Genomic DNA, 13,870 nt, shown 5'->3' with positions numbered 1-13,870 from the left:
ATAAAAATCAGTGAAATTAAGAGGGTGTGAACGTGCCACAGTTTTTCTTAAACAAAAGATTAATTGTTTTGTTGGTTAGTATTATTCTTCTCGTGGCATTGATTGGAATCTCATTGAAAGAACGGAACAGTTTAACATGGCCAGAGCAGTTTGTTAAAGATACTGTCGGTGTTGTAGAACGTGTATTCCAAAAGCCAGCGAAATACGTAGCTGGATTCTTCGAAAATGTAGAGGATGTAAAGCGCACGTATGAAGAGAATAAAGAATTAAAAGCAAAATTAGATAATTATGCAGGTCTATCAGGGAAAGTAAAACAATTAGAAGATGATAACAAGAAGCTACAAGAGCTAACTGGTAAAAAAGAGTTAAATAGTGGGTATACTGAAATTCCAGCTACTGTTGTTTCTCGTAATCCAGATAAATGGTACGATTTAATTGGAATTGATAAAGGGGCACAGCAAGGAATTAAGAAAGATATGGCGGTAGTAACTTCACAAGGGTTAGTTGGAAGAGTGAAAAGTGTATCTCAGTTTACATCATCAGTAGAATTACTAAGTTCTATGAGCCGAACAAATCGCGTTTCTGCTATTGTACAAGGGCAAGAGAAAATCTTTGGATTGATTGAAGGTTATGACAAAGAAAAGCAATTACTTCTTTTCACAAAGATTGGCTCTGATGCACCGGTAGAGAAAGATCAACTAGTTGTAACATCTGGACTGGGTGATATTTTCCCGAAAGGTCTTGTAATTGGAAAAATCGTTGAAGTTCAGCCGGATGCATATGGCTTAACAAAAACAGCTTATGTAAAACCTTCCGCTGATTTAAATGACGTAGAGCATATTACGGTTGCTAAACGTGCAACACCTTCAGCGCCATTAGAATAGGAGGAGAAGAAGAGATGATGAAGATATTAAAAAGAGCAGCTCTTCCTCTTTTGCTCCTTTTTGTGTTTCTATTTGAAAATATGTTTGCTACTTTTGTTCCAACGGATGTGTTTTGGAAAGACAGCATAGTAGCACCGCATTTCTTTATAATCGTCTTATGTTTTATTACAGTGTATTATAGTCCGGTTCAAGGGATTTATTACGGACTATTATTTGGCTTCTTATTTGATACCGTATACACAGAGCTTGTCGGGATATATATTTTTGCTTATCCGATTTTAGCTTATTTAGTTTATAGTGTGATGAAAGTACTACAATTGAATTTATTTATTGTTGTTTCTATCATATTAGCTAGCGTTGTAGCACTAGAGTATTATGTGTATGGATTCTTAACTTTGTTAGGACGTACTCATATGCCAGCGTATGTCTTTTTCACAGATCGTCTCCTTTCTACTTTATTGTTAAATGCTATTTTCTTATTGATAGTTTGTTTCCCACTGAGACGATATATAGTGCGTCTTTCAAAAGCGATGGAAGAAAAAGAAAAAAGGATTTTCTAATTTTATGTCGAATTGAATCGGTGGGGTGAACTTTAGTGGAAGAAAAAAAGCAACAAAATGTAACGATAAAAGGGACAAAAGATGGGATAACGCTTCATTTAGATGATTGTTGTTCATTCTCAGAATTATTGATGGAATTAGAAGAAAAACTTTCTACACATTACTACGATGGTGATGGGCGCTCTTTAATTGAAGTGCATGTGAAAGTAGGAAATCGTTATTTAACAGAAGTCCAACAAGAAGAGATTCGTACGTTAATTCGTAATAAAAAGAATCTTGTTGTGGATTCAATTGAAAGTGATGTTATCACTAAAGCAGAAGCAATAGCTTGGAAAGAAGAAACAGAAATTGTCCCTATTTCCAAAATTGTTCGCTCTGGACAAGTTTTACATGTAAAAGGAAATTTGTTGTTAATTGGTGATGTTAATCCAGGCGGAACGGTTATCGCTGGGGGGAATATTTTTGTCGTAGGATCATTAAGAGGAATTGCACATGCTGGGTATTATGGGGATTCGGATGCTGTAATCGCTGCATCTGTTATGAACCCGATGCAACTTCGAATTAGTGATGTGGCAATGCGGGCTCCGGAAGAGAAAGAAGACGGAGCGGAGGCGGCAGAATGTGCGTATATTAATGAGAACAATCACATTGTTGTCGATCGCCTGCAACTTCTCACTCATCTTAGACCTAATTTAACAAAGTTAGAAAGGGGAATTGTATAGCTGTGGGAGAGGCAATAGTAATTACATCTGGAAAAGGCGGAGTAGGTAAAACTACTACATCTGCGAACATTGGTACGGCCCTAGCGTTATCTGGAAAGAAAGTGTGCTTAATTGACACAGATATCGGTCTTCGAAATTTAGACGTAGTAATGGGGCTGGAAAATCGTATTGTATTTGATCTTGTTGATGTCGTTGAAGGGCGTTGCCGTTTACCTCAGGCTCTTATTAAAGACAAACGTTTTGATGATCTTTATTTATTACCTGCAGCACAAACGAGTGATAAATCAGCGGTAACACCTGAACAAATGGATGAATTAATACAAGTATTACGTCAAGATTATGATTACATATTAATCGATTGTCCTGCGGGGATTGAGCAGGGATTTAAAAATGCGGTAGCTGGTGCGGATAAAGCAATCGTTGTTACGACTCCAGAAGTATCCTCAATGCGCGATGCGGATCGTATTATTGGGCTTTTAGAAAAAGAGGATATTGAACCACCGAAACTTGTTATTAACCGTGTACGTAGTCATATGCTTCATGAACAGGATATGTTAGATGTTGATGAAATTGTACGTACATTGTCAATCGAGCTTCTTGGTGTTGTCGAAGATGACGATGAAGTTATTCGAGCTACAAATACAGGTGAACCTGTGGCGTTGCAACCAAGCGGAAAAGCAGCGTTGGCTTATCGTAATATTGCAAGACGCTTGTTAGGTGAGAATGTACCATTACAAGCATTTGAACAAGAAAAGGTATCGGTATTTGCAAAGGTGAAAAACTTCTTTGGAATCCGTTAAGAGCACTTCGCACATATGCGAAGTGCTTTCTTTTTTCTTCACACGAATATCTTTCTTTCTTAGCTCATACATATGTACAAACTGTATACAACTGTTTCTATTGAAATTAGCTTAACGAAAGAAAGGAGACAGTATGAAGAATAGACGCGTAGAAGAAATTAAAAAGCGGATTGCAAAAAGGAAGGCCGAGCAAGAAAGGATGGAGGAAGAGCAGTATTTTAACGGAGGGAATTTTGATAGTGAAGCGGTATTTATTGAAGATGGAGAAAAGGAAATGCATCCTTTATTTCGAAAGGAAGTCTTTTTCTTCAAAGTTTTATTATCAGCAATATTAGTTCTTTCGGTTGCTATTTTATATAAGAATGCTCCTTCTTCATTTAATGGAGCTAAAGCTGTTACGGAAAAAGTGATGAAAGAGGAATTTCAGTTTGCTACTGTAGCGAAATGGTACGAAAAGCAATTTGGAAAACCGCTTGTATTCTATTCGCCGAACGAGAAAAAAGAAGGAAGTATTCAGCAAAAAGATTATGCAATTCCTGCTTCTGGAAAGGTAATGCAAGGGTTTCAAAAAAATGGCCAAGGTGTATTTGTCCAAACAGCTACAAATGCAAAAGTGGAATCAGTGAATGAAGGGTTAGTTGTTTTTGCAGGCAAGAAAGAGGAACTTGGAAATACAGTTCAAATTCAACATGCAGATGGTACGGAGTCATGGTATGCAAACTTAAATGATATGTCAGTGAAATTATATGATTACGTTTCAAAGAAACAAAAAATTGGAACGGTGAGTAATGATACAAATGATAAAAATGGAAAGTTTTATTTCGCGATAAAAAAGAATGAAAAATTTATTGATCCGATCCAGGTGATCTCATTTGATTAAATATAGGGACGTTTTAACGAAAATTTCCGTGCATCCATTATTTTGGGTTATTATTGTCATTGGTATTTTTACTGCGCGTTTTAAAGAGTTACTACTGTTATTTTGTATTGTTCTTATTCATGAACTTGGGCATGCTTTTGCAGCAGCACACTATAATTGGCGTATAAAAAGAATTCAGCTTTTGCCGTTTGGTGGCGTTGCCGAGCTTGAGGAACATGGTAATAAGTCATTGAAAGAGGAACTTGTTGTCGTAATTGCAGGACCGATTCAACATGTTTGGATGATGCTGGTAGGTTATATGTTGTTCGAAGCCGGTTGGCTGAATGCAGATTTATATTATTTCTTTATGTGGAATAATATAATTATTTTAGCATTTAATTTACTCCCTATTTGGCCGTTAGATGGCGGGAAAGTATTGTTTAATGTATTATCATATCGTTTCCCTTATTTACAAGCACATGAAAAGATGATGAAATTGTCATGTGTTTTTTTTGGTGTAATATTAGGATGGCAGTTACTCTGGAATAGTAACAATATTATGATGTGGGTACTACTCGTATTTTTAGCAGTATCATTATATCGAGAGTGGAAACAAAGACGGTATGCATTTATGCGTTTTTTATTAGAACGTTATTATGGAAACAAAAGAGGAATCGAAAAGATTGCACCTATTGAAGTGCAAACGGAAGATCGTTTATATACGATATTCACAAAATTTCGTAGAGGATATAAGCATTCTATTATCGTCCGTGGAAAATATAAAGAGCATTACACATTGGATGAAAATGAATTGCTCTATGCATATTTTACTGAAAAACGAACAACTTCATCAGTTGAAGAATTAATCGGTTAGTGTTGACGATAGCACTAACCTTTTATTATTGTAAAAGCAAAGAAGATTATAAAGTGAGGAAATAATTTTGAAAACGTTATATGTAAATTACGCTGGTTCGGAAAAGCGCGTTGCAATTGAAGAGAAGAAAAAGATTGTTGAATTTTTATGGAAACGTAATGAAGAGCAAGAGATTGTTGGGCATATTTATGTTGGGCGTGTCGTAAGAACAATTGCTGGAATGAATGCAGCTTTTGTAAACATCGGTTTAGAAAAGCATGCTTACCTTTCGTACGATGATGTACCATCTTCTTATCGTATACATGAAGGGCAAGCGATACTCGTACAAGTTGTGAAAGAGGCAATTGATACGAAAGGGCCTAAATTGACAGCGAATATAGAATTTACCGGGAAATATGTCGTTTATATGCCGTTTGATGAGATGCGCGCTGTTTCTCGAAAAATAAAAAATAATAAAAGAAGACAACAGTTACTCCAAATTGAAAGAGAGGGAACGGGGGGATACATTTTCCGCTCTGCTTCTGAAAAAGGAGAAATTGAAGAAATACAAGCTGAAATGCAAAGGTTACAGCAGTTATATGAAGAGTTAAAAAGAAAAGAGAGCCAAGGAAAGGCACCGTTACTACTTCATCGACCGGCAACTTTTTTAGATCGTGTATTTCAAGAAAATCCGATTGAGACGATTGAAAAAGTAGTTGTAGATACAAGGAGTATAGTAAAAGAATTAGAAGAAAAGGTCGGTAAAGAGAAAGTATCTTTTTATAATGAAAAGTCTTCGATGTTTAACCATTTTGGAATAGAGCGTGAAATTGAGAAAGCACTCCAAAAAATTGTTTGGCTTCCAAATGGTGCTTATTTAATTGTAGAACAAATGGAGACGATGACTGTAATTGATGTGAATACGGGCAAGTTTACGGGAAAACAAAATTTACAAGATACAGTACTTCGCACAAATGAGATGGCAGCTGAAGAAATTGCACGCCAATTAAGACTTCGTGATATTGGTGGTATGATATTAATTGATTTTATTAATATGAAAAAAAGAGAAGATAAAGAAAAGGTAAGAGAATGTCTCATAGCTGCTATGCAAGATGACCGCACATATACAAGGGTGCTCGGCTTTACGGAGCTAGGGATTTTGGAAATGACACGTAAACGTAAAAAGCATTCTTTACGGGACGTATTATTAAAAGAGTGTGTACCTTGCAAAGCGACGGGTTATGTGATGTCGTATGAAACAATTGCATATGAGTTAGAGAGAGAACTAATCACATATGGCAATATAGAAGATGAAGCAGTATTAATCGCTGCGCCTAAAGAACTGCAAAAACAGTTTTTGCAAAAAGAATTACAAAAAAATATTCCATTTGAAATTTATTTCAAAGATGATAATATCGAAAAGTATGCTATCGTTCGTTTTGGAAGTAAAAAAGAAATTGTAGAACGGAAAAAATAGTTAGCAGAACATTTATTGACAACTGTCTATGATTCATGATAACATCTTTATGTTATAGTTTATAGCACCTAAACGGCTATATGCTACAACCGCACAAGACAGGTTCCCTAAAGGCATTTATGTCTACCTCGTTTTTGGCGAGTCTTAGTAATTAAGAGGAGGTGCAAGTATGTACGCAATTATCGAAACAGGTGGAAAACAAATTAAAGTTGAAGCTGGTCAAGCAATCTACATTGAAAAATTAGATGTTGAAGCTGGTGAAACTGTTACTTTTGACAAAGTTCTTTTCGTTGGTGGCGAAAACGTTAAAGTTGGTAGCCCAGTTGTAGAAGGTGCAACAGTTACTGCGAAAGTTGAAAAACAAGGTCGCGCTAAGAAAATTATCGTTTTCAAATACAAAGCGAAAAAGAACAATCGTAAGAAACAAGGTCATCGTCAACCTTACACTAAGCTAGTTGTTGAAGCTATCAACGCTTAATTCTGGTTAACATGATTAAAATTACGATAAGTCGCACGAAATTAGGAAGTATCCAATCATTTAAAATGACTGGACATGCCGATTATGCGCCACATGGACAAGACCTTGTCTGTGCTGGAACTACAGCGGTTGTGTTTGGTTCTATAAATGCAGTGGAACAACTTTGTAATGTGCAAGCAACTATTGAACTCGGAAGTGATGGCGGATTCTTAACGTATGAATTGCCTAATGATTTAGACGTTCATGCAGCAGAAAAAGCACAAACGCTTTTAGAAGGATTAGTTGTTTCGCTTAAGACGATCGAACTTGATTACGGAAAGTATATCCGTTTAATAGAAAAAGTGCAGGAGGTGTAACGTATGTTAAGATTAGATCTTCAGTTTTTCGCATCTAAGAAAGGTGTAGGTAGTACAAAGAACGGTCGTGACTCTCAGTCAAAACGTCTTGGTGCTAAACGCGCAGATGGTCAAACGGTTACAGGTGGTTCAATTCTTTACCGTCAACGCGGTACAAAAATTTATCCAGGTGTTAACGTTGGTCGTGGTGGCGATGACACTTTATACGCGAAAGTTGACGGCGTAGTACGCTTTGAGCGTCTTGGCCGTGACCGCAAACAAGTGAGCGTATATCCTGTTGCTCAAGAAGCATAAGAACTCACGGAAAACTCTAACCTGAGTGCAGGTTAGAGTTTTTCTATATTAAGGGGTATCTAAATGAATGAAAAATGGACAATTATAGATGCATTGCGCCATTCAAGACATGATTGGCTCAATCGTATGCAGATGGTGAAAGGAAACCTTTCCCTTGGAAAAGTGGAAGAAATTCATAGTCTCATCGATCGTTTTGTCCAAGAAGCGAGACAAGAATCCAATCTGATGGGGCTATCAATGCCTTTATTTTCAGAGTGGATTTTAACATATAATTGGAAACAGCAGCCGTGCTTATTGGAGTACGAAGTATTAGGGAAATTACATAACTTATCTCACTTAGATGAGACTGTATGTACATGGACGAACCAATTTTTCTCGATGCTTCAGCATAGTTTAGACGTATATGTTGAAAATTATGTTTGTATCACAATTGAATGTGACGCGGATAATGCTCGTTTCTTTTTTGATTTTCGTGGTAAGCTAACGAGTGTAGAAGAACTACAGAATTGGCTTGCGACCCAAAACAATAAATGGTATTCCATTTCTTATACAGTGCGAGACGAAGAAGTCTCAGTTATATTACAACCAATTGAAAAAAGTGTGGTGAAATAATGTTTGTAGATCAGGTCAAGATATATGTAAAAGGCGGCGACGGTGGTAACGGTATGGTTGCGTATCGTCGTGAGAAGTATGTACCAAAAGGTGGCCCAGCAGGTGGCGACGGCGGTAAAGGTGCAGATGTTGTTTTCGTAGTTGAGGAAGGCTTACGTACATTAATGGACTTCCGCTACCAACGTCATTTCAAAGCTGATCGCGGTCAGCACGGAATGAGTAAAGGTCAGCACGGACGTAAATCTGAAGATTTACTTGTAAAGGTTCCGCCAGGAACAGTAGTAAAAGATGAAAAAACTGGTCAAATTCTTGCCGATTTAGTAACGCATGGACAAACTGCTGTAATTGCAAAAGGTGGCCGCGGTGGCCGTGGTAACTCACGTTTCGCAACAGCTACGAACCCAGCGCCAGAAATCGCTGAGAACGGGGAACCAGGTCAAGAGCGTGATGTTATTCTAGAACTTAAAGTACTAGCAGACGTTGGACTCGTTGGATTCCCAAGTGTAGGTAAATCTACATTATTATCTGTTGTATCATCAGCGCGTCCGAAAATTGCAGAGTATCACTTCACAACAATCGTTCCAAATCTTGGTGTTGTTGAAACTGGTGATAACCGCAGCTTCGTTATGGCTGACCTTCCAGGACTAATTGAAGGCGCACATGCTGGCGTCGGACTTGGACACCAATTCTTACGTCATATTGAGCGTACACGTGTAATCGTGCATGTTATTGATATGTCTGGTTTAGAAGGCCGTGATCCATATGAAGATTACGTAACGATTAATAATGAATTAAAAGAATACAATCTTCGCTTAACTGAGCGTCCACAAGTTGTTGTTGCAAACAAAATGGATATGCCAGATGCAGAAGAAAACTTACAAGCATTTAAAGAGAAAGTGGGAGACGAAGTAAAAATCTTCCCAATCTCAGCTGTAACAAGACAAGGTGTTCGTGACTTACTGTTTGAAGTAGCGAACTTAATAGAAACAACACCAGAATTCCCAATACATGAAGTTGCGGATGAGTCTGATACAAGTGTAATGTACAAATTTGATACTGAAGGTGTTAAATTTGAAATTACACGTGAAAGTGATGGCACGTTTGTTATCTCTGGTTACGATATCGAGAAAACATTCAAGATGACAGACTTCTCACGTGATGAATCTGTACGTCGTTTCGCTCGTCAAATGCGCGGAATGGGTATTGATGAAGCGCTTCGTGCACGTGGCGCGAAAGACGGAGATATTGTAAAAATTCTTGAATATGAATTTGAATTTATCGATTAAGACTGCCGAAATACGGCAGTCTTTTTTATATCGCAAAAATCGGATTTGTACAGGAAAAAATCCCCACTAATTAAATTTTCAATTTATAATAAAAAGGGGAGTGGTTTTAGAAGAATTTTTTTATGGGGAGAAAACGAACATGTATAAAATATTAATTGTAGAAGATGATGAGAAAATCGCGGGAATATTAGAAGAGCATTTAGAAAGGTATGGCTATCAATCATTTAGAGCAAGTGATTTACGTCAAATAAAAGATGAGTTTGTAAAAGTGAATCCTCATCTCGTGTTACTTGATATTAATTTACCGTACTTTGACGGTTTTTATTGGTGTCGTCAAATTCGTACTGTATCGAATGCGCCAATTATTTTTGTTTCTGCAAGAACAGGAGAAATGGATCAAGTAATGGCGATTGAAAATGGCGGCGATGATTATATTACAAAGCCATTCCATTTAGATATCGTAATGGCAAAGGTGAAGAGTGCACTTCGCCGTGGTTATGGAGAGTATGCTTCTGCTGCTGAGAATGATTGTTTAGGTGTAAATGGACTGTTGTTATTCCCGTCTCAGCATATTGTTGAGTGGCAGGGACAACAAACTGAACTGACAAAAAATGAGTTCTACTTATTAGAGTGTTTAATGAAACAAGTGAATCAATATGTAACGCGCGAAGAACTGTTAGAAGCTCTATGGGATGAAGTAGCATTTGTGGATGATAATACATTAACCGTAAATGTAAAACGTGTAAGGAAGAAACTAGAGGAGTTAGGCATTAAAAATGCAATTGTAACGAAACGTGGATATGGTTATGCGCTTCTTACGGAGTGGGGCGAAGGGCATGAAGGTTAAAAATTACTTCATGGACCGCTTTTCTTTAATTCTTTCTTATATTGTTAGCCTTTGTTTATTTGGGCTCGTTTTGCAGTTGCAAAGTCTTTTAGAAAAGGAATCCATTGATTGGAGTACGTGGTTATATGGACTTTTATTAGGAACTGTTGTATTTACTGTATACCTCATTTACGATTACCGAAAACGGAGTGTGTTTTTAAAGAGGATCGAAAAGTACGTTACTGGCGGAAATACATTACATGACTCTTTACTTATTGATGAATCTTATACATCAGAGCAAGAAATGGTCGTTGAATCTTTTACGTTATTAAGACAGCAATATATGAATGAAGTTCATAAACAGCATGCGAAAGAGCAACAGCAAATGATATTTATGAACCAATGGATTCACCAAATGAAAACACCAGTATCTGTTATTGAATTATTGTTGCAGAAGTTTGGCAAAGAGCATCGTGAGGCAAGAGTAACAGTTGAAAGTATCCGTGAAGAAAATAACCGCATACTAAATGGTTTAGATTTAGCGTTACATATGGCAAGACTAGAACAGTTTGCGAAAGATTATAAGGTAGAAGTAGTAAATGTTATAGATGTAGTGCGAGGTATTATTAATGAAAATCGAAAATCCTTCATTCAATCGTCTGTATTTCCGAAAGTGATGTTTCAAGAAGATACTTGTATGGTTGCATCTGATAGAAAATGGCTCAGTATTGCTATAGGTCAAATCGTTGTAAATGCAATTAAGTATACGAAAATTTCAGAAGCAGAGAAAAAGGAAATTCAATTTCAAATTGAAGAGAAAGATCAAAAAGTGTTATTACATATTAAGGACAATGGAATCGGTATTCCAGAGCAAGATGTAAAGCGTATATTTGATCCATTCTTTACGGGGATAAATGGCCGTAAAACGAGAGAAGCGACTGGGATGGGTTTATATATTACGAAGGAAATTTGCGATAATTTACATCACGGTATTTATGTGCAATCGGTTGAAGGAGAAGGGACGACATTTACGTTCCAATTTGCAAAAGATGAAGAATATCATACATTAATGAGAAAAATGACAAAACTGTAAGATAACAAAACGTTTTGTAAGGGAAATCACTCGTTTCTTTTTCTTATTTTTCTTATAGTAAATGTAAGAAGAAAACACATAGGGGGATTAGAAATGAGTGTTCTTGAAGTAAAAGGATTAACGAAGGTGTACCAATCAAAAGGTTCAGTAGCGACGACTGCTTTAAATGATATAAATTTTAAAATAGAAGAAGGCGAATTTGTAGGGATTATGGGTCCTTCGGGAAGCGGGAAAACAACGCTTTTAAATTTATTGGCGACAATTGATAAGCAAACTTCAGGTCATGTGCTTGTAAATGGGGAAGAAATTAATCAAATGCGTGCTGCAAAATTAGCGGAGTTTCGCCGTACACATTTAGGGTTCATCTTCCAAGATTTTAACTTACTTGATACGTTATCCATTAAAGAAAACATTATTTTACCACTTGTAATGGCGAAGAAATCTGTAAATGAAATCGATGCGAAAGTACTGGAAATTGCGAAGTTTTTAAACATCGAAGAAATTTTAAATAAAAAAGTATACGAAGTATCAGGCGGACAACAGCAACGTGCAGCAGCTGCGAGAGCGATCATTCATGAGCCTACGTTAATTTTAGCAGATGAGCCGACTGGAAACTTAGATTCGAAGTCAGCAAAATCATTAATGAGCGCGTTGCAAGACTTACATGAACAAAAGAAAGTGACAATTGCAATGGTAACGCATGATCCAGTAGCAGCGAGTTATTGCGAACGTATTCTATTCATTCGCGACGGAGAAATTTTCTCAGAAATACATAAAGGAAGAACGAAACAAGCCTTTTTCCAAGAAATTCTGGACGTACTTGCGATGCTAGGAGGAGAATATCATGAACTTTCGCCAGCTCGCGCTTAATAACGTAAAAGGAAATTGGCGTAACTATAAAGCGTTTCTTATAAGTAGTTGTTTATCGATTGTCGTATTTTTCATGTATGCTTCTTTTATTTATCATCCAGATGTCGTAAGCGGTAATATTAGTATGAGAAAGATGATCACAAAAGGATTAGAATCGATGAATTATATTGTGGTCATCTTCTCGGCACTCTTTATTTTATATGCAAATTCAACGTTTTTACGAGCAAGAAAAAAAGAGTTTGGCCTACTAACATTAATAGGCGGAACGAAATCGCAGCTCGGCCGAATGATTATATTAGAGCAACTGATGTTAGGTAGTATTGCAATTGTAGTTGGTATTGGGGTTGGAATGCTTTGTTCAAAATTATTTTTCCAAGCGTTAAGCGTATTATTAAAAATAGATAAGACACTTCCACTCGTTTGGAATAGTAAAGCAGTTCTTATTACAGCTGGTGTATACTTTATTCTATTTTTAATCCTGTCATTGTTTAGTGTTTGGACAGTAGGACGCTTGCAAATTATTGATTTATTAAGAGAGGCAAGAAAGCAAAAAGTAGAGCCGTTTGCATTTACATGGTTAAGTATAGTTGGTATAGGATGTATTATTGCTGCATATGTACTTAGCTTCCAAGTAACGTTTCTGAATTTCCTCATCCTCTTTTTACCGGTGGTAGGACTGACAATTGGCGGAACGTATTTACTATTTACACAAGGTAGTACAGTTGTATTAAAAGCATTACAAAAAAGAAAGCAATCTTTCTATACATATCCAAATATGTTTGTTCTTAGCAACCTTATTTATAAAATGAAAGATAATGCTCGTTTTCTATTTGTAATTTCTATTATTACGGCGATTGTATCCTCGGCCGTTGGCACGCTTTACGTATATTTTGAGGATATGAGTTATAAAACGGTAGTCAAAACTCCACATGCTATTTCATATGAGGAAAAGGGGTTAAATACGCATAGCCTTATTAATGAAGAAAAGGTACAGGAGCTTGTGAAGAGACACGGGTTTGAAGATGCGCGAAAAGTAACATACATAAAACTACCGGCAACACAGAAAGTAACGTTTTTTAACGGTGAACATGAAGTGCCGATCACGATTATTTCAGAAAAAGAATATAATGCAGAAGTGCGCAAACAAAAGAGAGAGCAAGTTACAGAAGTTCATAATGTACCAGGTAGTGCAACGATGGTTATGGTCGATATGGCAAATGAACTGATGAAGATAGATCGTACGAAACCGTATGAATTTACAATGAACGGACAAAAGCAGTCTGTTCAGCTAAATAGCCCAACTTCATTTTCTGTTTTTAATGATAGTGAATATCTCGTTGTAAATGATCAAGATTTTGAGAAATATGCAAAACTCGTACCAGATGAAGAAAAGACGAAATATTATGGTTATTATATTGAGGATTGGAAAAGTACAGAAGATCTTGTATTAGATTTGAAAAATGAAATTGCACCAGAAAAGCAAGGGGAATTGAGAAATTCAGTGTTTGCGTATAAGGATATAAGAGAAGGTGGAGCAATTACAATGTTCATCGGTTTCTTCGTAGCGGTACTGTTCTTCTTCTTCGCTTGTAGTATGACATACTTTAAATGGTTTAACGATAAAGAACAAGATCGTATTCAATTTAAATCGTTAAAGAGAATCGGTATGACAGATAAAGAAATTCGCAAAATTGCGATTCGACAAATGGGAGTTATCTTCTTTATCCCAATTTTAATCGGTTCCATTCATAGTGGAGTTGCTCTTCATACGTTAGGGAAAATGCTTTATATTGATTTGTGGAAATCAGGTGCGCTTGTAATTGGAGCATACATTTTAGCTTCTGCCATTTACTTTATGATCGCGCAAAGAGGATATTTAAAACACGTAAAAAGCTAGGGG

16 protein-coding genes and 1 other annotated feature are annotated in these 13,870 nt (G+C 36.6%); all 16 genes read left to right on the top strand.

Going from position 1 to position 13,870, the window contains the following annotated elements; translation table 11 throughout:
- Nucleotides 1-32: 32 nt before the first annotated feature.
- The gene (gene mreC, locus MR143_RS05025; RefSeq protein WP_001135489.1) at nt 33-884 is read left to right on the top strand and encodes a rod shape-determining protein MreC; all 852 of its coding nucleotides are present in this window, start codon (nt 33-35) and stop codon (nt 882-884) included.
- A gap of 14 nt (nt 885-898) precedes the next feature.
- Nucleotides 899-1,444: a rod shape-determining protein MreD gene (gene mreD / locus MR143_RS05020; protein ID WP_000975748.1), complete on the top strand. Its 546-nt coding sequence runs from the start codon at nt 899-901 to the stop codon at nt 1,442-1,444.
- Between the two features lie 35 nt (nt 1,445-1,479).
- A complete protein-coding gene (gene minC, locus MR143_RS05015) occupies nt 1,480-2,166 on the top strand; it encodes a septum site-determining protein MinC (RefSeq protein WP_000391523.1) in 687 nt (228 codons plus the stop codon).
- A 2-nt stretch (nt 2,167-2,168) separates the two neighbouring features.
- Nucleotides 2,169-2,966: a septum site-determining protein MinD gene (gene minD, locus MR143_RS05010; protein WP_000503309.1), complete on the top strand. Its 798-nt coding sequence runs from the start codon at nt 2,169-2,171 to the stop codon at nt 2,964-2,966.
- 133 nt (nt 2,967-3,099) lie between these two features.
- The gene (spoIVFA, locus tag MR143_RS05005; protein ID WP_000797471.1) at nt 3,100-3,846 is read left to right on the top strand and encodes a stage IV sporulation protein SpoIVFA; all 747 of its coding nucleotides are present in this window, start codon (nt 3,100-3,102) and stop codon (nt 3,844-3,846) included.
- Complete coding sequence (spoIVFB, locus tag MR143_RS05000; protein WP_000599053.1) at nt 3,839-4,699, top strand: stage IV sporulation intramembrane metalloprotease SpoIVFB; 861 nt, start codon at nt 3,839-3,841, stop codon at nt 4,697-4,699. The genes spoIVFA and spoIVFB overlap by 8 nt, the downstream gene beginning before the upstream one ends.
- 67 nt (nt 4,700-4,766) lie before the next feature.
- Nucleotides 4,767-6,155, top strand: a complete 1,389-nt coding sequence (locus MR143_RS04995) for an Rne/Rng family ribonuclease (protein WP_000855498.1) — start codon at nt 4,767-4,769, stop codon at nt 6,153-6,155.
- Nucleotides 6,156-6,232: 77 nt separating this feature from the next.
- Nucleotides 6,233-6,310, top strand: a sequence feature (ribosomal protein L21 leader region).
- A 14-nt stretch (nt 6,311-6,324) separates the two neighbouring features.
- Nucleotides 6,325-6,633 (top strand): 50S ribosomal protein L21, encoded by a 309-nt coding sequence (rplU, locus tag MR143_RS04990; protein WP_000270907.1) that lies wholly within the window; start codon nt 6,325-6,327, stop codon nt 6,631-6,633.
- A gap of 11 nt (nt 6,634-6,644) precedes the next feature.
- Nucleotides 6,645-6,989, top strand: coding sequence for a ribosomal-processing cysteine protease Prp (locus MR143_RS04985; protein WP_002164192.1), 345 nt, complete (start codon nt 6,645-6,647; stop codon nt 6,987-6,989).
- A gap of 3 nt (nt 6,990-6,992) precedes the next feature.
- A complete protein-coding gene (gene rpmA, locus MR143_RS04980) occupies nt 6,993-7,283 on the top strand; it encodes a 50S ribosomal protein L27 (protein WP_000944958.1) in 291 nt (96 codons plus the stop codon).
- A gap of 63 nt (nt 7,284-7,346) precedes the next feature.
- Entirely contained in the window at nt 7,347-7,895 is a 549-nt protein-coding gene (locus tag MR143_RS04975; protein ID WP_001003584.1) for a sporulation initiation phosphotransferase B, read from the top strand.
- Entirely contained in the window at nt 7,895-9,181 is a 1,287-nt protein-coding gene (gene obgE / locus MR143_RS04970) for a GTPase ObgE (protein ID WP_000497128.1), read from the top strand. Before MR143_RS04975 ends, obgE begins: the two co-directional genes overlap by 1 nt.
- 139 nt (nt 9,182-9,320) lie before the next feature.
- Entirely contained in the window at nt 9,321-10,028 is a 708-nt protein-coding gene (locus tag MR143_RS04965) for a response regulator transcription factor (protein WP_002164191.1), read from the top strand.
- Nucleotides 10,018-11,100 carry a HAMP domain-containing histidine kinase gene (locus MR143_RS04960; RefSeq protein WP_000865388.1) on the top strand — a complete coding sequence of 361 codons (1,083 nt, stop codon included), beginning with the start codon at nt 10,018-10,020 and terminating at the stop codon, nt 11,098-11,100. The genes MR143_RS04965 and MR143_RS04960 overlap by 11 nt, the downstream gene beginning before the upstream one ends.
- 93 nt (nt 11,101-11,193) lie before the next feature.
- On the top strand, nt 11,194-11,970 hold the full coding sequence (locus tag MR143_RS04955; RefSeq protein WP_000114530.1) for an ABC transporter ATP-binding protein: 777 nt from the start codon (nt 11,194-11,196) through the stop codon (nt 11,968-11,970).
- Nucleotides 11,945-13,867, top strand: coding sequence for an ABC transporter permease (locus MR143_RS04950; RefSeq protein WP_001011427.1), 1,923 nt, complete (start codon nt 11,945-11,947; stop codon nt 13,865-13,867). The genes MR143_RS04955 and MR143_RS04950 overlap by 26 nt, the downstream gene beginning before the upstream one ends.
- The last annotated feature ends 3 nt before the right edge of the window (nt 13,868-13,870 follow it).

The organism is Bacillus cereus group sp. BfR-BA-01347, from assembly GCF_022663835.1.
Taxonomy (GTDB): domain Bacteria; phylum Bacillota; class Bacilli; order Bacillales; family Bacillaceae_G; genus Bacillus_A; species Bacillus_A thuringiensis_K.
This window is presented reverse-complemented; position numbering and strand designations above follow the sequence as displayed.

Coding starts and splice junctions, on each gene's coding strand:
- mreD (WP_000975748.1), top strand. CDS start 899: ATGATGAAGATATTAAAAAGAGCAGCTCTTCCTCTTTTGCTCCTTTTT.
- spoIVFA (WP_000797471.1), top strand. CDS start 3,100: ATGAAGAATAGACGCGTAGAAGAAATTAAAAAGCGGATTGCAAAAAGG.
- rplU (WP_000270907.1), top strand. CDS start 6,325: ATGTACGCAATTATCGAAACAGGTGGAAAACAAATTAAAGTTGAAGCT.
- MR143_RS04985 (WP_002164192.1), top strand. CDS start 6,645: ATGATTAAAATTACGATAAGTCGCACGAAATTAGGAAGTATCCAATCA.
- rpmA (WP_000944958.1), top strand. CDS start 6,993: ATGTTAAGATTAGATCTTCAGTTTTTCGCATCTAAGAAAGGTGTAGGT.
- MR143_RS04975 (WP_001003584.1), top strand. CDS start 7,347: ATGAATGAAAAATGGACAATTATAGATGCATTGCGCCATTCAAGACAT.
- obgE (WP_000497128.1), top strand. CDS start 7,895: ATGTTTGTAGATCAGGTCAAGATATATGTAAAAGGCGGCGACGGTGGT.
- MR143_RS04965 (WP_002164191.1), top strand. CDS start 9,321: ATGTATAAAATATTAATTGTAGAAGATGATGAGAAAATCGCGGGAATA.
- MR143_RS04960 (WP_000865388.1), top strand. CDS start 10,018: ATGAAGGTTAAAAATTACTTCATGGACCGCTTTTCTTTAATTCTTTCT.
- MR143_RS04955 (WP_000114530.1), top strand. CDS start 11,194: ATGAGTGTTCTTGAAGTAAAAGGATTAACGAAGGTGTACCAATCAAAA.
- MR143_RS04950 (WP_001011427.1), top strand. CDS start 11,945: ATGAACTTTCGCCAGCTCGCGCTTAATAACGTAAAAGGAAATTGGCGT.